The 18,720-nt window shown below is 71.3% G+C and carries 19 protein-coding genes and 1 pseudogene; 14 read left to right on the top strand and 6 right to left on the bottom strand.

The features are described from left to right. Position 1 precedes the first annotated feature (1 nt). The 4 genes from AOQ37_RS35250 (at position 2) to AOQ37_RS35235 (ending at position 2,979) form a co-directional block, all read left to right on the top strand. The gene (locus tag AOQ37_RS35250) at positions 2 to 418 is read left to right on the top strand and encodes a phage holin family protein (RefSeq protein WP_062650757.1); all 417 of its coding nucleotides are present in this window, start codon (positions 2 to 4) and stop codon (positions 416 to 418) included. Beyond that, on the top strand, positions 394 to 1,068 hold the full coding sequence (locus tag AOQ37_RS35245) for a DUF3618 domain-containing protein (protein WP_062650753.1): 675 nt from the start codon (positions 394 to 396) through the stop codon (positions 1,066 to 1,068). The genes AOQ37_RS35250 and AOQ37_RS35245 overlap by 25 nt, the downstream gene beginning before the upstream one ends. A gap of 314 nt (positions 1,069 to 1,382) precedes the next feature. Then, a complete protein-coding gene (locus AOQ37_RS35240; RefSeq protein ID WP_062650751.1) occupies positions 1,383 to 1,925 on the top strand; it encodes a DUF1360 domain-containing protein in 543 nt (180 codons plus the stop codon). A gap of 370 nt (positions 1,926 to 2,295) precedes the next feature. Further along, positions 2,296 to 2,979: a HemK2/MTQ2 family protein methyltransferase gene (locus tag AOQ37_RS35235; protein WP_062650749.1), complete on the top strand. Its 684-nt coding sequence runs from the start codon at positions 2,296 to 2,298 to the stop codon at positions 2,977 to 2,979. Positions 2,980 to 3,117: 138 nt separating this feature from the next. Here the strand turns inward: AOQ37_RS35235 and AOQ37_RS35230 are convergent, their stop codons facing one another. Together AOQ37_RS35230 and AOQ37_RS35225 are read right to left on the bottom strand one after the other, a co-directional pair. Next, positions 3,118 to 3,480 (bottom strand): STAS domain-containing protein, encoded by a 363-nt coding sequence (locus AOQ37_RS35230; protein WP_062650748.1) that lies wholly within the window; start codon positions 3,478 to 3,480, stop codon positions 3,118 to 3,120. Beyond that, positions 3,477 to 4,781 (bottom strand): PP2C family protein-serine/threonine phosphatase, encoded by a 1,305-nt coding sequence (locus AOQ37_RS35225; RefSeq protein WP_062650746.1) that lies wholly within the window; start codon positions 4,779 to 4,781, stop codon positions 3,477 to 3,479. Before AOQ37_RS35225 ends, AOQ37_RS35230 begins: the two co-directional genes overlap by 4 nt. A gap of 370 nt (positions 4,782 to 5,151) precedes the next feature. Between AOQ37_RS35225 and AOQ37_RS35220 the strand changes: the two are divergent. The 4 genes and pseudogenes from AOQ37_RS35220 to ykgO all read left to right on the top strand — a co-directional run bounded on the left by AOQ37_RS35220 (position 5,152) and on the right by ykgO (position 6,793). Next, positions 5,152 to 5,815 (top strand): annotated as a pseudogene (locus tag AOQ37_RS35220) (GAF and ANTAR domain-containing protein). A gap of 341 nt (positions 5,816 to 6,156) precedes the next feature. Continuing rightward, positions 6,157 to 6,321, top strand: coding sequence for a 50S ribosomal protein L33 (gene rpmG, locus AOQ37_RS35215; RefSeq protein ID WP_062650744.1), 165 nt, complete (start codon positions 6,157 to 6,159; stop codon positions 6,319 to 6,321). Positions 6,322 to 6,366: 45 nt separating this feature from the next. Next, the gene (locus tag AOQ37_RS35210; RefSeq protein WP_062650742.1) at positions 6,367 to 6,627 is read left to right on the top strand and encodes a type B 50S ribosomal protein L31; all 261 of its coding nucleotides are present in this window, start codon (positions 6,367 to 6,369) and stop codon (positions 6,625 to 6,627) included. 43 nt (positions 6,628 to 6,670) lie between these two features. Then, positions 6,671 to 6,793 (top strand): type B 50S ribosomal protein L36, encoded by a 123-nt coding sequence (gene ykgO / locus AOQ37_RS35205; protein ID WP_020132570.1) that lies wholly within the window; start codon positions 6,671 to 6,673, stop codon positions 6,791 to 6,793. A 584-nt stretch (positions 6,794 to 7,377) separates the two neighbouring features. On the opposite strand, the gene AOQ37_RS35200 is transcribed toward ykgO, so the two are convergent. Next, complete coding sequence (locus AOQ37_RS35200; protein WP_078890524.1) at positions 7,378 to 8,766, bottom strand: condensation domain-containing protein; 1,389 nt, start codon at positions 8,764 to 8,766, stop codon at positions 7,378 to 7,380. Positions 8,767 to 9,865: 1,099 nt separating this feature from the next. Here AOQ37_RS35200 and AOQ37_RS35195 point away from each other — a divergent pair. The 4 genes from AOQ37_RS35195 to AOQ37_RS35180 all read left to right on the top strand — a co-directional run bounded on the left by AOQ37_RS35195 (position 9,866) and on the right by AOQ37_RS35180 (position 14,697). Beyond that, on the top strand, positions 9,866 to 10,051 hold the full coding sequence (locus tag AOQ37_RS35195; RefSeq protein ID WP_234437115.1) for a DUF8636 domain-containing protein: 186 nt from the start codon (positions 9,866 to 9,868) through the stop codon (positions 10,049 to 10,051). Between the two features lie 805 nt (positions 10,052 to 10,856). Next, positions 10,857 to 11,627, top strand: a complete 771-nt coding sequence (locus AOQ37_RS35190) for a DUF2637 domain-containing protein (RefSeq protein ID WP_107085383.1) — start codon at positions 10,857 to 10,859, stop codon at positions 11,625 to 11,627. Between the two features lie 653 nt (positions 11,628 to 12,280). Continuing rightward, entirely contained in the window at positions 12,281 to 13,504 is a 1,224-nt protein-coding gene (locus AOQ37_RS35185; RefSeq protein ID WP_062650738.1) for an oxygenase MpaB family protein, read from the top strand. A 158-nt stretch (positions 13,505 to 13,662) separates the two neighbouring features. Then, a complete protein-coding gene (locus AOQ37_RS35180) occupies positions 13,663 to 14,697 on the top strand; it encodes a porin PorA family protein (RefSeq protein WP_078890523.1) in 1,035 nt (344 codons plus the stop codon). A gap of 331 nt (positions 14,698 to 15,028) precedes the next feature. Here the strand turns inward: AOQ37_RS35180 and AOQ37_RS41595 are convergent, their stop codons facing one another. Continuing rightward, the gene (locus AOQ37_RS41595; protein WP_062650734.1) at positions 15,029 to 15,349 is read right to left on the bottom strand and encodes a hypothetical protein; all 321 of its coding nucleotides are present in this window, start codon (positions 15,347 to 15,349) and stop codon (positions 15,029 to 15,031) included. Positions 15,350 to 15,600: 251 nt separating this feature from the next. Next, positions 15,601 to 16,356, bottom strand: a complete 756-nt coding sequence (locus AOQ37_RS35170) for a hypothetical protein (RefSeq protein WP_234437114.1) — start codon at positions 16,354 to 16,356, stop codon at positions 15,601 to 15,603. A 238-nt stretch (positions 16,357 to 16,594) separates the two neighbouring features. Here AOQ37_RS35170 and AOQ37_RS35165 point away from each other — a divergent pair, with 238 nt between their 5' ends. After that, positions 16,595 to 17,080 (top strand): DUF1877 family protein, encoded by a 486-nt coding sequence (locus AOQ37_RS35165; protein WP_062650731.1) that lies wholly within the window; start codon positions 16,595 to 16,597, stop codon positions 17,078 to 17,080. Between the two features lie 216 nt (positions 17,081 to 17,296). Here the strand turns inward: AOQ37_RS35165 and AOQ37_RS40620 are convergent, their stop codons facing one another. Beyond that, on the bottom strand, positions 17,297 to 17,737 hold the full coding sequence (locus tag AOQ37_RS40620) for a Uma2 family endonuclease (protein ID WP_159401423.1): 441 nt from the start codon (positions 17,735 to 17,737) through the stop codon (positions 17,297 to 17,299). Between AOQ37_RS40620 and AOQ37_RS35155 the strand changes: the two genes are divergently transcribed. Further along, positions 17,711 to 18,718, top strand: a complete 1,008-nt coding sequence (locus AOQ37_RS35155; RefSeq protein WP_062650729.1) for an MFS transporter — start codon at positions 17,711 to 17,713, stop codon at positions 18,716 to 18,718. The two genes, AOQ37_RS40620 and AOQ37_RS35155, sit on opposite strands and share 27 nt — an antisense overlap. Positions 18,719 to 18,720 lie beyond the last annotated feature (2 nt).

Raw genomic sequence — 18,720 nt, 5'->3', positions numbered from 1 at the left:
GATGGCCTTCGTTCCGTCCCGCTCGGCGACGTCGCAGCCCGATGACCGCTCGGTGGGCGAGCTGCTGTCCGTGGTGACGTCGGACGTCCAGACGCTGTTCCGCCAGGAGGTCGAACTGGCGAAAGTCGAGGTCAAGCAGGAGGCGACCAAGGCGGGCAAGGCTGCCGGCATGTACGGCGGCGCCGGGTTCGCCGGCTACATGGCGATCTTCTTCCTGTCGCTGGCCGCCGTGTTCGCCCTGGCCAACGTGATCGACACAGGCTGGGCCGCCCTGATCGTCGCCGCCGTGTGGGCCGCGGCAGCAGCCGTCCTGTATCAGCGGGGCAAGACCCGCATGCGCACGGTGGCACCCAAGCCGGAGCACACAGTCGAGACGATGAAGGAGAATGCGCAATGGGCACGTCACCCGACCGGATGAGGGCCGAGATCGACGCCACTCGGGGCCGGCTGTCTGCGGACGTGGACCGCCTCGCGGACCGGGCCAGCCCCCGAAGGGTGGTCCGCCGCCGCGCCCGAAGGATGCGCGGCGCTGTCTCCGGGATGCGCGAGCGGGTCATGGGCACGGCCTCGGACACCGCCCACGGGGTCACCAGCGGCGCCCAGAGCGCGGCCGGTTCCCTGCACGAGGGCACCCAGCAAGCGGCCGGCACGGTACGCGACGCCGCCGACCAGGCAGGCGAAGCGGTACGGCAGGCGCCCGACGAGGCGATGCGCCAGACGCAGGGCAATCCGCTGGCCGCCGGCCTGATCGCTTTCGGCGCCGGCATGCTGGCGTCGTCGTTGCTGCCCACCTCTGCGGCGGAGCAGGAAAAGGCCGCCGACCTGATGGCACCCGGCGGGGCCCTGGAGCCGGTGAAGGAAGCCGCCCTCGACTCCGCGCAGACCCTGAAGGAAGGCGCCAAGGAGGCCACCCAGAACGCGGCGCAGGAGATGAAGGACACCGCCGCGCAGGCGGCCCGCACCACTCAGGACGAGGCCCGCGACCAGGCCGCGCAGGTGACGGACCAGGCGCGTGAATCGGGCAGGCAGGTCGCCGATGAGGCGCGGCAACAGCCTGGCCCCGGCTGAACCGGGAAGCCTTGGCAGGGCCGCGCGCTGCTTGAGCCCGCGTCCGAGCCGTCTGCGGCGGCCCTGCGAGCGGACGTACCCGTGCGGTGTGCTTGCCACAACGGCGGTGGGCACGCCGTGATCCGCCCGCGCGGATGGCCCCGCGACACCGACGGGGCCGCGGTCCCGTTTGCCCGGTGTTCAGTGGGGGACCCAGAGGCGGATGGAGCCCGCCTTCGGCACCCGCATTGTCGATGGGCATGTCGAGGTGCGCCTGCGCCGCAGCGGCCTGGACACCAGCAGGGACCCGAGCGGGAACGAAACGGACCGGACTCATGAGCACATCAGCTGACAGCCGCCTCGCACCAGGCATGAACGGGTTTTTCCGGCGCACCGCGCGGGAGTACTCGGCAGGACAGACGCGGCCGCTGGGCGGGTATCTCGCCGCCATCGCGGGGTTCGGCGTGTACACGGCTGCCTGGGCCTCGGCCGTCAGGCTGCGCGGGCGCCCCCTGCCCGACCGGCCAGAGCTGGCGGACGTGGTCTTGACCTCGGTGGCTACCTTCCGGCTCAGCCGGCTGCTGAGCAAGGCGTCGGTGACCAGCCCTCTGCGGGCCCCCTTCACCCACTACGTGGGTGCGCAGGGCCCGGCCGAGCTTCATGAGGAAGCGCAGGAGGAGGCGGGCCGCAACACCATGGGCGAGCTGGTCACCTGCCCCTTCTGCGTCAGCGTGTGGGTGGCCTCGACCCTGACCGCCGGGCAGTTGCTGTGGCCCCGTGCGACACGCACCGCCATGGGCGCCCTCGCCGCTCTGGCCGGCGCGGACGCCTTGCAGCTGACGTACAGCGCGCTGGTCGAGAAGACCACCGACAGCTGACTTTCCGTGAGCGATGCGGCGGGGCGAGATGCCGGCGCCGGGCACTCGGTCAAGAGGCCGATACGCGGCTGTGGCGCAGGGACGGCCCTCAGACATGGCCCGGGTCCGCTCCAGCAGGAGAAGCCACGATGCCAGGCGCCCGCCGGCACGTGCCCGTGAGCAGAAGCAGACCCGACCATCACGGTCGGCTGCCGGGAGGGGCGGCAGTGCGGCCACCTTCTGGAAGCGTCCGCAGCGCCGTCTCTGGCGAGCAGAGCGAGGCGTGTGTGGACCCCTGCTGCCTGGGAACCCAGAGTGACACCCCGGATGGTCTGTCCGGGCAGTGCAACGGCCGCCCCCGCAGGGGGTGCTGCGGAAATGGAGCGGCGCGATGGCAGTCGAATCCTGGGTGCCCGAACTGCCGGTGGTGTCCTTCACACCGTCAGGCGTCTACGCCCCGCAGTGGGACACCGCACTGCTGACGCGCGCCCTGCGCCGGGAGGCCATCAGCTCGGCCACCACGGTGCTGGACCTGGGGACCGGCAGCGGGGCCCTCGCCATCCAGGCAGCCCGGCTGGGCGCTCGCGTGACGGCCGTCGACATCTCCCGGCGGGCTGTCCTGACCGCACAGGTCAACGCCCTCCTGGCCGGCCGGCGGATCCGTTTCCACCGTGGTGATCTTGACGCTGCCGTCCCGGGCCGCACCTACGACCTCATCGTCAGCAACCCGCCGTACGTGCCCTCACCCGATGCCCGGCTGCCGCGCCGCGGCCCGGCCCGGGCCTGGGACGCGGGCCGGGACGGCAGGGCCTTCATCGACCGCATCTGCGCGGCGGCACCCGCCGCGCTGGGCCCCGGTGGCGCCCTGCTGCTGGTGCACTCCAGCCTCTGCGGCACCCAGGAGACGCTGCGCCGTCTGGCGCAGGCGGGACTGCGTCCCGCGGTGACCGACCGGGCCAGCGTGCCGTACGGCCCGGTGCTGCGCGCACGGCAGCGCTGGCTTGCCGAAGCGGGACTCGTGCACGAAGACGACAGCCGTGAGGAGCTTGTGGTCATCCGTGCCCACCGGGCCTGAGCAGACCTGGCCCGCCCTACCGGTGTCGGATGCGGGACCGTGAAGCGGCCCCGTGCACCCGCACCGGCCTCTGTCGGCACCGCCGGTCCCCGCACGGTCCGCACCGGCCGAGACGACCCGCGTGGCGGTGCCGGTGCTCTACTGCGTGGCTTCGCCGGGGTGGGCGGCGAGGGCTTCGGCGAGACTGCCGTGCACGGAGATGACCTGGTCGGCGCCGGTGGTGGTCAGCAGCCGCAGGGCCTGTGCGGGCGGTGCGGCCACGGCCAGCCAGCCGTCGTCCTCGCTCACGCGGCGCTGGAGCCGCAGCAGCATGTTCAGGCCGGAGGAGTCGCAGAAGGTGACCTTCGACAGGTCCAGTACGAGCCGGGGGTGCGCTGTGGCCAGCTCTGCCGCCGGCGGGTAGAGGCCGGTGGTGGTGCGGTGGTCCAGGCTCCCGGCCAGGGCCGCGACGGCGAAGCGGCCACGGGTGTCCAGGACGGTCAGCTGGGAGTCGGCGCTCATGAGGGGGTTCTCCGGTTCATGCGCGGCTGCGGGTGGCCGGGGTCGGATGCGGCAGGCTCGGGCAGACCGGCCAGCCTGAGGGCCCGCTCATAGCGGCCGGGGGCGGCAGGCGGGCCGAGCCATTCGCACAGCAGCACGGTCGCATCGTCCTGGAGCCGGCCTCCGTGATACTCCAGGACGGCGTTGACCAGACGGCGCAGGGTCTCGGGGACGGGCAGCCCGTCGGCGTGGTGGCGGATGATGAAGTCGGTGAAACGCTCCAGACCGAACTCGGAGCCGTCCGCGCCCCGGGCCTCGGTGATGCCGTCGGTGTAGAACACCACCCGGTCTCCCGGCTCCAGGTCTTCGCTGCACACGGTGGTCTTCAGACCCAGCCCGGTGCCCATGGGATGGGCCGGAGGACACCGCAGATGAGAGCGCCAGCGGCCACCGCGGATGATCACAGGTGGCACATGTCCGCGGTTGATCCAGCTCATCACCCCGGTTCGGGTGTCGAGGGTGGCGAGGATGCCGGTGGCGTACCGGGTGCGGTCGTACTGTTCGATCAGGGCGGCTTCCACTGCCTCGCCCTTTCCCGCCAGGTCGGTGCCTTGGCGGCGGGCGTTGCGGCAGGCTCCCATGGCCAGGTGCGCGGTCAGACCTGCGGCGAGGTCGTGTCCCATGGCGTCGAAGATCGACAGGTGGACGTCGTGTCCGTCCGTGGCGTAGTCGTAGGCGTCCCCGCTGATCTGGTAGGCGGGTTCCATGGACGCGGCGATCATCACACGCCGGTCGGTGTAGGTGTTCGGCGGCATCAGATGCCACTGCATCTCCGCCGCGATGTTCAGCGGCTCGACGCGCGTGAGGCGCGCGACTGCGTCGCTGAAGTTCCGCTTGGTCGACACCAGCAGGGCCACCAGACCGGACAGCGACGCCGCGTCCCGGCGCGCCCGCTCATCGGCGTGTACCGAGGTGACCCGCAGCACGCCCAGGCGCTCGGTGCCGTCCATCAGCGGCATCCACCATTGCGTCTTGTCCGGGGCGGCGGCGAGAATCTGCCCGTACTGGTAGCAGCGTCCGGGCACGGTGCCCTCGACCCGGAGTTCCAGGTCGTGGCCCCCGCCGGACAAGGTCTCGCTCGTCATCAGGAGCAGCGTGCGCCCCTGAAGATCCAGAAGATAGATCAGAACCTCCGGGAACCCCGCAGCGGCAGCACGCTCGGACACCGCACCGGGCAGCTCTTCCATCGACATCAGATGGCTGGCCGCGATCAGGTCCCCGAGCATGCGGTGCACGTCCGCGTCCCGCCCTTGGTCAGGCATGGCGTCACCCCAGCTCGTCGGTCGGTCCGGCTCGGGTACGGGTACCCGTACTTCCGGCCGTCGACCGCAAGGCGCAAGGCGCACGGCGCGCCGGCGCACAAGGCGAGGCGGTGCGCAGAGCGTGCCGCCTCCGAGTCCATGAAGGTCACGTTGCTGCTCTGAGGCTGACGGCGGCCCGCTGTGGCGGCGTGCCCGGCGGTCACGTCGCGTGCTCGCATCGTCGTCGCTCGGGGCTGTGTCGGCGCGTTGCCCTGTCCGGCGCGACTCATCGGCACCGGTGTGCAGGGTGCGTGCAAGTCTGGGTATGAGGGTTGTCCAGGCGCGGGATGGACGGGAGTCGGAAGTGGACTGGGGCCGATTCGGGCAGCAGATGGCATCCATGGCACGTGACCTTCTGGCGCAGGAGTCGGTCGACGCCACGCTGGAGCGGATCACGGCCTCCGCCACCGAACTGGTCGAGGGCTGTGACGCCGCCGGCATTCTCGTTCTGCATGACACCAGGGTGGAGAGCCTTGCTCCCACCGACGAGCTGGTCACCGAAAGTGACAGGCTCCAGGAGCGGCTCGGGGAAGGGCCGTGCTTCGATGCCGCCTCCAGCGCGCGGGACGAGCGGGTTTTCCGGATCGCCGATCTCACCAGCGAGCGCCAGCGCTGGCTCGCCTACGCCCCACAGGCTCAGGCACTCGGGGTGGGCAGCATGATGGGCTTCCTGCTCTACACCGGCGGACCAGGATTTCGGCGCCCTGAACCTCTACTCACGCAAGCCCGGCGCGTTCAGCCAGGACAGTGAGACGGCCGGCTGGCTGCTGGCCTCGCATGCCGCGGTCGCCTTCTCCAGCGCCCGCACCCACGCCCAGATGACACAGGCCGTCGACACCCGCCACACCATCGGCGAGGCCATGGGCATCCTCATGGGCCGCCACCACCTCACCGAAGAGCAGGCCTTCGACGTGCTGCGCCGCTACTCGCAGGAGAACAACATCAAACTCCGAGAGGTCGCCCGCCAGGTGTGCGAAGGGAAGCAGCCTTCGTGACCGCGGAGTGAGGGCGGCCTCTCTGGCTCTTGGGCCGAACCAGTGAGGCCTGGCCAGGTCGGCGCCCCAGGGAACACCACGAACCGGCTTGCGCATTCAAGTCCCCAGTCCTGCCCCTCGCACACATGTCCTCACCCACCCCGGCCCGGGGCCGGCGCGGCACCAGACAGCTTTGAGGAACCGGACGGAACAGGACCGCTACGGCGAGCGCGTGCACGGCCGGGCGGCTGCGGCCGTGAGGCCTCGTGCCGGTCGGGAATGGGATGGCAGGAGCGGTTGTTCCACCACACGTACCTGACATGCTCCGGTCAGTCCGGGGGTGTGGGTGAAAGGAGGACCTCATGGCACGCAACCGCATGCGTCCCGTCGTCACGCTGAAGTCGACGGCCGGGACCGGCGTCACCTACGTGACCCGCAAGAACCGCAGCAACGACCCCGACCGGCTCGTCCTGCGCAAGTACGACCCGCTCGCGGGCAAGCACACCGCCTTCCGCGAGGAACGCTGAACCACGCTTGCGCCCCGGGCACACAGGCACAAGGAAGGAAACCCCATGAGGCCCCGCATCCATCCCGAATCCCGGCAGGTCGCCTTCCGTGACCGCGCCGCGGACACCCTGTTCCTCATCCGCTCCACCGCGACCTCGGCACAGACGATCGAGTGGCAGGACGGCAACACCTACCCGCTGATCGATGTCGACATCTCCTCGGCGAGCCACCCGTTCTACACCGGCACCTCGAGGGTCGTGGACACCGCCGGGCGGGTGGAGCGGTTCGAACGCCGCTACGGCCGCACCGCCCCGGCCAGGACCTGACCGCCGGCCGTCGTCCGGACAGGAGAACAGGAGGAGTCAGACCGTGAAGGTACGCAAGTCCCTGCGTTCACTGAAGTCCAGACCGGGAGCCCAGGTGGTGCGCCGCCGGGGCGTGGTCTTCGTCGTCAACAAGAAGAACCCCCGCTTCAAGGCCCGCCAGGGCTGACACCACCCGCTCGCCGACCCGGCGGCCGGCCGGTCCGCACGTCACGCGGCCGGCCCGGCCGCGCCAGGATCCGCGTCCCGCGTGTCCCCGGGCAGAGCCGGGCAGAGCAGGACCCGTCTGGGACGCGAGCCCGCCCGCCCGGCCGGTGAACGGGGGCCGGGAATGCCGGTGGGGCGGGCTGTGTTGCAGGGGGTGTGGTTGTGGAGGGGACAGTGTCCCCGGGCCTCACCTATAGCCTGCGGGGACGATCGTCCGGCTGAAGCCCCGCAGAGCCTTTCGCCGCGTAGGCGACCGCCCTTCACGACCACGCTTTTCTCGCCCGCGGCCTCGGACCGGCACCTCGCCGGTCCGAGGCCGCGGACATTTTTCCGCCGCTGGCCTGCGGCACAACTTTCCGCCGCTGACCTGCGGCACAACCCGGACCTGCCCGTCGTCCGCCCCCTCGTCGACGCCTTCGGCGCCGGCCGGCGACGGGAGCACGGGCCCGGTCACGGCATATGTGCACGGGCCGGCTCCCGTCCGTGTACGCCCTGTCTGCGGCGCGCGCCTCCGGCTTTCCGTATCGGCACCCGGCCGCCTGCGCCTCACGTCCCGGCCGGGCCGGACAGCGCGCCCAGGCGTTCACGGAGGTGGTGCAGGACCGAGCGTGCGGTGTCCGGGCCGTGATAGGCCCTCTCGTGGCGCAGTACCCCCGACAGGCGGGCGTCCTGCGTCATGGTGAGACTGAGCGCGAGCGTGGCCGCAGACGTGTCGGACGCCTGGCGGGTGGCGTAGGTCAAACGCGAGGAGTCCTGGCTTATCGGCACGAGGTCGGTGCGCATCCCGTGCATCGGGACGGGGTCGATGCGCTGCTGGTTCAGGGCCCAGCCGGTCACCCCGTGCAGGCGCAGCGCGGCGTGCCCGAGGGCGTACCGGAAGAAGCCGCCGCCGTCGACGCGGCCCAGCACGGCCTCGGCGAGCGGCCCGAACGGCAGGTCGACGGTGGCCGAGGCCTCGCGGACGGCCTCGTGCGTCTGCCGCAGCAGCCGGTGTCCGCCGTCCTGTGACACGTCCACCGGGATCTGCACCATGTTGGCGAATTCCCCGACGGCGGTGCGGTGTTCGGGCCGCAGCCGGCCGTGGGACGGCGTGGAGAAGAGCAGCCTTTCCCGGCCGAAGTGACGGCCGAGGGCACCGGCTAACGCCGCGATCAGCAGGGAGTACAGGGAGACCCGGGCGGCCCGGGCGGCGTGCAGGAGTTGCCGGGTCTGCCCGGGGGAGAAGTCGAGGGGTTCCTCGTCGTAGTGGTGGCGCAGCGGCATGGGCCCGGTGGTACGGCCGGGCAGCAGGTCCCCGGCGCCGTACGCCCGTAACAGTGCGGCCCGGGCGGCGAGGCGGGCGGCGCGGTCCTCCCGGGCCGCGCGGGTGGACTCGGCGCGGATGAGGTCCAGGTAGGAGAAGGCGGGCCGCAGCGGTGGTCCGCCGGCCACCCGCCGGTTGTACGCGCGGGCCAGGTCGCCGAGGAGGAGGCGGTGGCTGGCCTCGTCGAACACCAGGTGGTGGAAGCAGGTCAGCAGGATGTGGTGGTCGGGGGCCGCGCGCAGCAGATAGGCGCGTCCCAGGCGGTCGGTGACGTCGAAGGGGCGGGTGCTGAGGTCCACCAGGAGCGCGTACGGCCGCTCGGGCAGTACGTCCTCCTCCAGCGGCAGAGGTGTTGCGCGAAGCGACTGGCGGGGGTGGACGACGTCGGCGACCCCCTCCGGCGGTTCGTCCAGCCGCAGGCGCAGGGCGTCGTGGTGGAGGGTGACCTCGGCGAAGGCCTCCCGCAGCGCACCGGTATCCAGCGGCCCCAGGAGCCGCAGGGCGGTCGAGCAGTCGATCGAGACCACCGCGGAGTAGGGCTCGCCGTGGCAGCGTTCCCACTCCCAGCACAACTCCTGGCGCGTGGAGAGCGGATATGCCGGGTGCCGCCGGGGGCCGGTGGTCGTTGTCATGCCCTGCCTCGGGGTCGGGTACTGCGGGACAGAGTGGGGGCCGACGCCGGTTCAGGACGGTGCGCCGCGTCCAGCCCCGGTGCGTGTACGTCCACGCCTTCGTGCCTCTCGTCGTACGTCGACCACAGACGCGCCATGTCGTCGTATCCCCTTTCCACAGACACCCCTTGGCACACACTGACGCCCATCCCCGTGCCGGTGCCAGCACTGAGGCGCGCGTCGGCGTCGTTCCGATCGCTCGGCGAACACCGAAGCCAGCCAGGGCAGTCGGCCGAACGACGCGACCTCCCCGCACCGCATGCGAGGCGACCCGCGCACTTACTCGGCCGGGGCACCCTGGCTTTGCCGCGTCACCGCCTTCGGTGGACGGCGTCTCGGCAAGGCAGGGAATGCCGCAACGGCGGGCGGTGTTGTGGAGAGCGTGGCCGTGGAGGGGACAGTGTCCCCGGGCCTCACCTATAGCCTGCGGGGACGATCGTCCGGCTGAAGCCCCGCAGAGCCTTTCGCCGCGTAGGCGACCGCCCTCCACGACCACACTCCTACGTCTGCGGCTCCGGGCCGGCGTCATCGCCGGCCCGGAGCCGCAGACGTTCCCGCCCACGCCGCCATGCCCACGAACGGCCGCGCACACCGTGTGCTCCTGCTGGCGGCGACCGTCTCGTCCGTGCCGGTGAGACCCCAGCGTGCCGGTGAGACCCCCGGGCCGCCGACCCGCCCCGCTCATCGAGCCCGGCGGAGCCCGCCGGCGACCCGGCGCTCCGCCCTCACCCGGCCTGGACGGCCCCCGCCCCGCGCCCGGCCCCCCGCCCCGCGCGCCCGGTCCCCGGCAGCCGAGCCCGCTCAGCCGGGCAGAACACGGCCGCCCCGAACGTCTCGCCGTCGCCCTGCCTCCTCCCCCCGGTGTGCCGCCACGCCCTCTCACGAGAGGGCCACCGGTGTCTACAGAGGGTCCCGTTCGTGAGGCCGGGGCTCTTCGCAGCCCAGGCACGAGCAGCGGCAGCGCCCAGAGGCCCTTGCCGAGGAATCGGCGGCCGCTCTATCGTCCACGGGCGACTCGCGCGTGCTTACGGCTACCTGGAGCGGGGAAATGATGAGCGCTATGAAGAGCGCGATGCAGCACTACGGCCTCCTGTGGACCGATCCTGACGGCACTCCGCAGGCGTCCGCCGGCCGGTACGACAAGCGGTCCGCCAAGCACCGCCGCACCGAACTGAAGGCGGTGGGCTGTACCCGCGTCGAGATCGTGCCGGTCAGGCCTGGCGAGGTTCCCGAGCCGGTTGCCTGAGCGGAACGGGGCGGGAGGGACAGCATCGGCGGGGGCGCATGAGCGCATGATGCCGACAGCGCCGACCGGTGTGCGCACCGAGGCCCGCGCGCCGTACCGGGGAGCAGTCCCGGCGGCGGTTGCCGGCCTCGTCCGGGGAATTGCGCTGTCCCCGGCAGGGGGACGCGGCACCGCCGCTGCATGTGGCGTGGTCCGGCACGACCGGCTGCGCGGCCTGGACGAGCCACGCCTGCGCACGGTCCTGTATCGCACGGTGCTGCGCGAGGGCCTGGCCGAAGACGCCGCTGGACGCTGCGGCGCCCGGTCCCACCCGCTGTCCGGATCACTCATCCCTTTTATCGGCGGCGAATCCTATTTACCTCTCTGGTGAATCCGAGGAAAAGCCTTTCGGCTCATGAAGTGCGAAGTGGGATATGTAGGATTTGATCAAGGGGGGCTCACCCGTTCAGGGGTCGCGGTCACTCATCCGCCCGCGCATCTGGAGGAGAAAGAGCTGCGTTAGCGGGATATGACGAAGGCAACTCCTCCCGGTCTTCCGCAACGCAACGCGAGGCCGGGTGATGCACCTGCGGCCCCTGAACCGGCAGGGAGGAAATACGCTCGGACGTCCGGCACGGTGTACTCGGAACTTGCGGCGCAAGGTGCTGTGATCCGGGACGGCGCATGGGTCGAACACCGGATCACCGAGCCCCTGCTGTGCGAATTCCTCCGGCTGCTGGAGGCGATCCAGGAGGAGCTCAATTCCCGGTGGAACGGTCAGGAGGAATCTGACCGTAACGCGAACAGTGCATGACGGAATAATGCCATGAATCACGACTATGTGAATCCCCTGTCGGCGCAGCGTGAATGGTACTCCGATGCGTATTCCTACGGGACAGGAAATGAATGGCACGACGGGCCTGACGACAGCGTCCATGCGGGTGTTCCTCACCCTGCACCCGATACCGGAGGCTGGGACCGTGTCGAGGAACTTGCCCATCTGCTCCAGGAAGCTGTTCCGGCGGAGCAGCCGGCAAGGGTGCCGCCACTTCGCAGGGAGCGCCCATCCGGTGTCGACTTCAGCGATCCGATGGAGAGCTTGGCTGCTCAGCTGCCGTCTCCCCGGCGCTCTCCCGCCGGACATCGCAAGACGCAGGTCCGAAAAGCCCGGCTCAAGTGGCTGCGGACCGGCAGCTTCGCCCTCGTCGCTCTCGTCGCCGTCATCGTGGCGATGGTCAGCGTTTTCGGCGGCATGGTGGCCTACAGGCCATTGCAGAACATCACGTCCGGAACAGGTGCCGGCATCGCCCCGTCCTGGCCTCTCCTCGTGTACGGCCCCTGGATGGTGGCGTCTTTGTCCATCCTGCGCACTGCCCTGCATCAACGCCGGGCGGTGCACTCGTGGTTCATCGTCCTGCTCTTCTCCTCCGTCGCGGTCATGCTGTGCGTGGCGCAGGCGGACAAGACCTTCACCGGAATCGCCGGAGCCGCCCTGCCCGCCCTCGCGTCTCTCGCATGCTTTCAGCAACTCGTCCGGCAGATCACTCTGACCCTGCCACCACGACAGGCCGCGCGCCGCCACAGGCAGTTGCCGTAACCGGACCGGACCGGGTGAGCGGTGCCGGTCCGGCGTGCGGCGCTGAAAACCCCGTCCAGGGGCGGGGCGGTGATCCCTCGGCCGGTACGGTCCGGTGCAGGCTCATCCGGGAGGCAGGCCGGCCGGCCGGGGCCCGTAGGCATGGACGGCCGGACCGGACCGCATGCCCCCACTCGTGTGGACGGGCACCCCCAGTGGTGAGAGCGCGTGCCGGGAGAGCGGCCCCCGGCAACACCGTCAGCCGGAAGGTCGCCGAAGTCCTGTCCGAGGGCGGACAGTTCCCCGCGGCACGCGACCTCGTCCCCGGCGTCCGCGGACGCGAGGCCGTCGTCCGCTGACGCAAGGCCGTCGTCACCATTGCCGACCGTGCCAGTGCTCGCTATGTTAATGAGAAATCACATCGCCCGGTGAGCTTGACCACGATCGGAATGCACAATTCCGAAGCTCGGGTGTGCAGTTACGCCCGGCTGGATCCACCCCGCCTGAGATCCACAAGTCAATGAGAAATCTCAGAGGCTTCGAATCTGCGGACGCGCACTGCGCGGCGTGCGACTCGTCCGGGGCGGGGCCATAGGCGCGCGGTGACGCCGCTGTGCATGCCCCTCGCGGTCCACTCCTCGGAACGGCCAGCATCCACCACAGGAGTTCGAACAATGGACGGGTTGAGCAGACGGAAGATGTTACTGACGGGCGGTGCCCTCGGCGCCGTCGGAGCGCTGAGCATGGCCTCACCGGCCGGCGCACGGCCCCTGTGGACCTGGCCGGCGGCCGGCTCCGTGGCGGGCACGGGCACCGGCCTGGACCCCGGCTGGGTGTGGGACGACGAGGCCGACCCGGTGCTGGCGTCCGTCATCGACCGGGGTGACGTCGCCGACGTCAACACCGCCCTGGCGAAGTGGACCCGCAACGACCAACCCCTGCCCGGCGAACTCCCGTCCGACGTAAGGGATTTCATGGAGCAGGCCCGCCGGCTTCCGACCTGGGCGGACCGCACGAAACTCGACCGCGGCTCCCGGTTCAGCAAGACGAAGGGGATCTACGTCGGGGCACTGTACGGGCTCGGCAGCGGCCTGATGAGTACCGCCATACCCCGCGAGGCGCGCGCGGTGTACTACTCCAAGGGCGGCGCCGACATGAAGGACCGCATCGCCAAGACCGCGAGGCTCGGGTACGACATCGGGGACCTGGACGCCTATCGGCCGACCGGCTCGATGATCGTGACATGCGTGAAGACGCGGATGGTGCACGCCGCCGTACGGCATCTGCTGCCGCAGTCCCCGGGGTGGACGCACACCAGCGGAGGCCAGACCATACCGATCAGCCAGGCCGACATCCTCGTCACCTGGCACAGCCTGGCCACATTCGTCATGCGGAGGCTCAGGGACTGGCGCGTGAGGATCAGCACCGCCGACTCGGACGCCTACCTGCACGTGTGGCAGGTCAGCGCCGCGATGCTCGGCGTGCGGCAGGAGTACATCCCCGCCACGTGGGACGCGGCCGAAGCCCAGTCCGCGCAGGTCCTCGACCCGATCCTGGCCGCAAGCGACGAGGGGGTGGCACTGACCGAGGTCCTCCTCGACATCGTGGCCGAACTGGACGCCGGCCTCACGCGTCCCCTGATCAGCGCGTTCGCCAGGTACACGCTCGGCGACCGGGTCGGGGACATGATCGGGCTGTCCGAGGAGCCCGTCCTGGAGCCGCTGATCGCGGCCGCCTGGCCGGTGCTGGTCGCCTTCCGCGAGGGACTGATCTCCTTGCCCGTCATCCCGTCCATCGCCTGGACGCTGGAAGAGGCGATCCGCCAGTTCGTCCTGCTCTTCCTCGGCGAGGCCGAGCCGATCGCCATCAGCATCCCGGACACCAACCGTCCGTCCTGAGAGCAACTCCCCGAATGGCCGCCGGACAGCGGCGCCCCCCCGATCACGAGGGTGCCGGGGGCAGCCGGCCCCCACTGCCCCGGCACCGGCCGACATCCGCGCCGTGCGCGGCTGCCCCACGAAACCCCGGTCGCTGACGCCCGTACGGAGGAGAGAGCATGCGCAGACGAGGTTGGATCCCGGGCGCCACAGCGGTGGCCCTGGTGGCCGCATCGGCCGTGACCCGGTTCACGGTCTATCCCGCCTTGCACCAGGTACCGGCGGGCAGCGAGACCACGTTCCGGCTCCAGGGCACCGCCACCCTGCTCAACTCCCCGGCGCTGAGCGGCGGGAGCGGCGAGCTGTTCCTGCGCGACGTGCCGGTGAAAATGAGCCGCCACGTCGAAGTGACCGACGCCGACGGCCGGACCGCGGTCGTACACGACACCGCGTCGCTGCGAGGACCGGACGGCAGGCAACTCGCGGCTTCCGCCTACGTCTGGGCCCTGGACCGGCGCGACCTCACCGAACGCCCCGCGCCCGCGGGCTCCGGAGCACAGCCCCACACGGGCCTGACCGTCGGCTGGCCGCTGGAACCGCACCGGCGCGACTACCCGTTCTGGGACACCGGTACCCGCACCTCGGTGACCGCCCGGTACACGGGAGACAAGAACGTGAAGGATCGGAAGTCCTACGTCTACGACGTGTCGGCCACCGGGAAACTCGCCGACCCGGCCGTCGCGAAGAGCCTCCCCGCGGCCCTGCCGCGAGCCGTCGTCACCGAGGTGGCCAACGCACTGCCCGCCGGCCGGCGGCCCTCGAAAGCCGCCCTGGCGGCGCTGCCCGAGACCGTCCCCCTCACCTACGGCTCGACCACCACCCAGCGCGCCTGGATCGACACCGCCACCGGGCTGACCCTGGACGGCACCCTGCACCAGAGCGTGACCGCCCGGACCACGGGGCCCGACGGCCCGCTCGCCCTCTTCCCCGTGACCGAGGTGAACCTCCGGGCAACCACCTCCACGGTCCAGGACCAGGCGGACACCGCAGCCGACACCGCGCGACTGCTGTGGCTCCTGAGAGACGCCGGCCCGCTGGGCCTCCTCGCACTCGCCCTCCTGCTCGCGGTCGTGGCGGTCCGGCGGGCCCGCCGGACCGGCACCGCAGACCGCTCCGAGGCGGCGGCTCGACACCCGCGAGAGGCCAACGTGTGAACGCACACCAAGCGCGCACCCGCTTGCGGGCACCGCGCGCAACGGAAGGCCCGGTCGAGCGGGCCGAACCGGGGGAGAGGAATATGCCGGCCCCACTGCCCCGGGGGGAGGGGGGTGGGGCCGGCACGGGCTCGAACGGCCGGGGGGACAGCGCTGCGTCGAGCTCGTAATCGCCTGCTGCCCCCGATCGCGAGACGTATGCACGCCCTCTCGGCTTCTTCCGCTCGCCTCCCGACGGCACCGGCCCGGCCGCTCCGGGAACGCCGTGGCGACCGGCGCCGCAGCCGGGAGGATCACGGTGATCCCCGGGCGGGCAAGCCGCGCAGCAGGTTCACAAGGTGTGCAGGAGCCAGCGCTGAAGCGTGGCGTTGATGCCGGCCGGCAGGGCGCTGAGTTCGTCGATGGCGTCGCGGTCCTCAGGGCGCGGCGGGATGCCGGCCGTGGTCAGCGCCGCGTGCAGGTCGAGGCGCCGCCGGTCGCGGGGGTCGATGCTGTAGCTGAGACGCTCCGCGGGGTTCGGCGGAGCCAGCAGGAAGTCCGCGTCCTCGCTCCGGCCGCCGGCCGGAGCGAGACAGAAGCGGTCGGCGGAAGTGACGGCGTACGGGTCGACGAACGTGTGGGGTGCGGCGGGGCCGAAGACAGAAGCGGTCACGGGGATCTCCTCACGAACTGCTTGCGCTTGTGTCCGACAGGAGTCCCGCGGACCCCGCGCCGGTTGCGGCCGCGGCGCGATGTCACGCCGTCGGCGTCATCGGCGGCTCATCCTCTCGTCCGACCGGCGGGCCGGGGCACCGGCACCTGACCGAGCTGCGGAGCCCCTGCCGGCACCTGCCCGGGCCCGCCGAAGGGGGACCGCCGGGGAGGCGGGCCCACCCGTGTCCGTCGTCGTCGGCGACAGCCCTGTCAGGGGGTGAAGACCTCGTCGAGGCGGTCGATGGCCCCGTCGGCGCCGAGGTGGTAGGTGAAGACCAGTCCGGAATTCGGGTGCGCCTCGAGCCAGTCGAGGAACTCCTGGACGCCGATGGGCTGGTTCTCGGTGCTCTCCACGATGGGGTTGGTCACGGTGATGTCCGCGGCCTGGTCCATCGGGAGGTAGGTCTCCTCGCCGACCGTCTCGAACGGGGCGCCGTCCGAATCGGGCGTGCCGCAGCCCCAGTTGCCGTACTTGACGATCAGGCTCAGCGAGCCCCCTTCCGGCGTGTAGCGGTAGACCGCGATCTCGTCGGGGGAGATGGGCATCTTGTGGTCACAGTCGTCCGCACCACCGCCGTCGGCGCTCACCGAGCCCGTCGCCGCGGGGGCCGCGGACTTGGAGGCGACCGGAACGGCGCCGGGGGACTCGGCGCCGCCGCCCGCGCCCGCGGAGGCCTTCGCGCCGGGCTTCGGGCCCGTCGTGCCGGCGCCCGCCCCCGTCTTGTCGCCGGCAGCGCTGCCCGCCGTCGCGCTCGCCTTCGCGCCGCCACCGGCGCCCGCCGTGCCACCGGCACCGCCACTGCCGCTGTCGCCGTCACCGGAGCAGCCTGTGAGGCCCAGCGCGGCTACGGCGCACACGCCGAGCACGACCGCTCGGACAGTGCCCGGTCTGCGACGGCTCTTCCTCGGCGCCAGGTTCATGGTGCGTCCCCCATCGTGCTCGTTCGAGATCTTTGCGAGCCTCATCGACTCACGAGAGGGGGACGAATTCCAGCCGCGGACAGTTGCATCCCGGCCGGATCTTGCACACCGCCCCCTCGGGTCAGGCCCAGCCCCCACCCCACCTCCACCCCCACCCCTATGTGCACTCCCGCCCCTGCCCACCCGCCTCCGGCAGCACTGTCAGCACCCCCCGTTAGAGTCCGAAGAGTCCGACCACCTCACCCCCGCGCCCCACCGAGCGCCCCGGAAAGGATGTACCGGCATGTCCATGTGGCTCGGCCTCGTGAAGATCGACCCCTCGCTGCTGTCCGCCCTTCAGCAGCACCCGGAGTCGATCGGCGCCCTGTTCTTCGAGGACGACACGCCGGAGCCCCTCGTTTCCGGCGTCCACCCGACCGCGGACTCCTTCGGCTGCGACTACCGCCAGCTGTCCGACCTGGCCGCCGGCCGATCGCAGGCCGAACAGGACACCCAGGAGTGGCAGACGGCCTACCCCTGGCTGGCACGCGCCACCGGCGAGAACTGCTCCACCATCGAGGAGTCCGACTTCGGCTACGGCCCGGCGCACTTCCTCACCCCGGACGAGGTGGGACAGGTCGCGCAGGGGCTGGCCGGCGAGAACTGGACCAGCCGGACCGCGGCGGCCCACTGGAACACCGAGGCCGAGGACAACGACTTCGACGACATCGTCCCCTTCTTCGCCAAGGCGGCGGCCGAAGGCAAGGCGATAATCGGCGGCGTGAGCTGAGCCGGTGCGCCACGCGGTGGGGATGCCGTAGTTCTGGCAGTTGGCGCGCTACGCGATCGCTCTGCATCACGAGGCCGTTCGCCGTGTGACCGTACGCGAAGCCGCTACCGGTACGGTGCTGCTGGTCCGAACAGCACGGCAACCATGTGATCCGGCTCATCCAGCCCTGTACCAGGCCGCCCGCTCACGCGCCGCCGGCTGCTGAGCGGAGTGGGGTCAGATCTGGCCGAGATCGATCTCCAGCGGAAAGGGGGCCGTCACCTTGAGGACGCCGGTGAACACGTCTCCGTCCCGGTAGGTCCTCGTTGCAGGGTCGAGAATGTAGGTGTACACGAGAGGGACGCCTGTCGCGGCCTGCTCGATCCGCCAGTAGAAGCCGATGCCTGCCTTGGCGTACTGGTCAACCTTCACGATCCGGCCGGTGGTCTCCGAACCCGGCGACACCACTTCCGCGACCAGGAGCACGTGCTCCGGGCGGGTGGGGGTGACATCGATCGTGTCCGCGCGGTACACGACGACGTCCGGGCGGCGATTGGTGAGCGGGACGTCCTGAAGCCGGACGTCGAAGTCCGTGTCGGCTTCCCGACGATCGTCCTCACCGTCGTCTTCGCCGCGTACGCGGTCGGGGTCATGCTGAGCCTGTACCTCGCGGGCCATGTCTCCGACCGGCTCGGACGCCGACGCGTGATCCTCGGCTCGCTCCTCGTCAACCTGCTGGCCGCGCTCCTCTTCGTCGCCCGGAACGACGTCGTCGGCCTCATCGTCGCCCGCTTCATCAGCGGACTCGGCATCGGCATCCTCACCGCCACGGCGACCGCACACCTCTCCGAGCTCGGCGCGGCGGCCCGCCACGCCACAAGCCGCGTCGCCCTCGTGTCGACGTTCGCGAACCTCGGCGGCATCGGCCTCGGCCCTCTGATCGGCGGGCTCATCGCGACGTGGTCCACACGGCCGCTCGTCACGCCCTACGTCGCCTTCGCGATCCTCCTGGTCGTCGAAGGGATCCTGGTCGCCTTCGTTCCCGAGACGGTCGAGCGCCGTGAGCGGCGCCCCGCCTACCGGCCGCAGCGCGTCGCGGTGCCGGCGGCGGGCAGGGGCGCGTTCTGGGCGGCCGCAGCGGCGGCGTTCGGGGTGTTCGCGGTGTTCGGCACCTTCATGGGACTGTCCTCGACCTTCCTCGTCGGTCTCCTCGGGCTGCACTCGCACCTGCTCGCCGGCCTGGCACCCTTCGTCGTCTTCATGGCCGCAGCCCTCGCCCAGAGCGTCACCGTGCGGCTGGGGACACGCCCTCAGATCGGCTACGCCATCGCGCTCGCCGCGCTCGGGCTCGCCAGCATCGGTGCCGGCGCCGTCGTCGCCTCGCTTGCGCTCTTCCTCATCGGCGGAGGGGTCGCGGGCGCGGGGATCGGCATCCTGTTCCGAGCCGCCCTCGGCACCGTCGCCGCGGTCGCGGATGCGGAACGCCGGGGGGAGGCGCTCGCCGGCATCTTCCTCATCGCCTACGCCGGCATGACCGTCCCACCGCTGCTCACCGCCGCCGCGCTCAGGGTCTGGCCCACGGTCGCCGTGCTCGTCGGCCTCGTCACCCTCGCCGCGCTCCTCGTCGCCGTCTCCGGCTCCCGGATGCTCCGCCGCTGAAC

The organism is Streptomyces maremycinicus, assembly GCF_001184025.1.
GTDB lineage: Bacteria > Actinomycetota > Actinomycetes > Streptomycetales > Streptomycetaceae > Streptomyces > Streptomyces maremycinicus.
The sequence above is the reverse complement of the archived record's forward strand: the minus strand, read 5'-3'. Positions and strand labels throughout refer to the sequence as shown.

Excerpts from the sequence above, each read along its gene's own strand:
- AOQ37_RS35250 (WP_062650757.1), top strand. The coding sequence starts at position 2 with ATGGCCTTCGTTCCGTCCCGCTCGGCGACGTCGCAGCCCGATGACCGC.
- AOQ37_RS35245 (WP_062650753.1), top strand. The coding sequence starts at position 394 with ATGGGCACGTCACCCGACCGGATGAGGGCCGAGATCGACGCCACTCGG.
- AOQ37_RS35240 (WP_062650751.1), top strand. The coding sequence starts at position 1,383 with ATGAGCACATCAGCTGACAGCCGCCTCGCACCAGGCATGAACGGGTTT.
- AOQ37_RS35235 (WP_062650749.1), top strand. The coding sequence starts at position 2,296 with ATGGCAGTCGAATCCTGGGTGCCCGAACTGCCGGTGGTGTCCTTCACA.
- AOQ37_RS35230 (WP_062650748.1), bottom strand. The coding sequence starts at position 3,480 with ATGAGCGCCGACTCCCAGCTGACCGTCCTGGACACCCGTGGCCGCTTC.
- AOQ37_RS35225 (WP_062650746.1), bottom strand. The coding sequence starts at position 4,781 with ATGCCTGACCAAGGGCGGGACGCGGACGTGCACCGCATGCTCGGGGAC.
- rpmG (WP_062650744.1), top strand. The coding sequence starts at position 6,157 with ATGGCACGCAACCGCATGCGTCCCGTCGTCACGCTGAAGTCGACGGCC.
- AOQ37_RS35210 (WP_062650742.1), top strand. The coding sequence starts at position 6,367 with ATGAGGCCCCGCATCCATCCCGAATCCCGGCAGGTCGCCTTCCGTGAC.
- AOQ37_RS35200 (WP_078890524.1), bottom strand. The coding sequence starts at position 8,766 with ATGACAACGACCACCGGCCCCCGGCGGCACCCGGCATATCCGCTCTCC.
- AOQ37_RS35195 (WP_234437115.1), top strand. The coding sequence starts at position 9,866 with ATGAAGAGCGCGATGCAGCACTACGGCCTCCTGTGGACCGATCCTGAC.
- AOQ37_RS35190 (WP_107085383.1), top strand. The coding sequence starts at position 10,857 with ATGAATCACGACTATGTGAATCCCCTGTCGGCGCAGCGTGAATGGTAC.
- AOQ37_RS35185 (WP_062650738.1), top strand. The coding sequence starts at position 12,281 with ATGGACGGGTTGAGCAGACGGAAGATGTTACTGACGGGCGGTGCCCTC.
- AOQ37_RS35180 (WP_078890523.1), top strand. The coding sequence starts at position 13,663 with ATGCGCAGACGAGGTTGGATCCCGGGCGCCACAGCGGTGGCCCTGGTG.
- AOQ37_RS35170 (WP_234437114.1), bottom strand. The coding sequence starts at position 16,356 with ATGAGGCTCGCAAAGATCTCGAACGAGCACGATGGGGGACGCACCATG.
- AOQ37_RS35165 (WP_062650731.1), top strand. The coding sequence starts at position 16,595 with ATGTCCATGTGGCTCGGCCTCGTGAAGATCGACCCCTCGCTGCTGTCC.
- AOQ37_RS35155 (WP_062650729.1), top strand. The coding sequence starts at position 17,711 with ATGCTGAGCCTGTACCTCGCGGGCCATGTCTCCGACCGGCTCGGACGC.
- AOQ37_RS40620 (WP_159401423.1), bottom strand. The coding sequence starts at position 17,737 with ATGGCCCGCGAGGTACAGGCTCAGCATGACCCCGACCGCGTACGCGGC.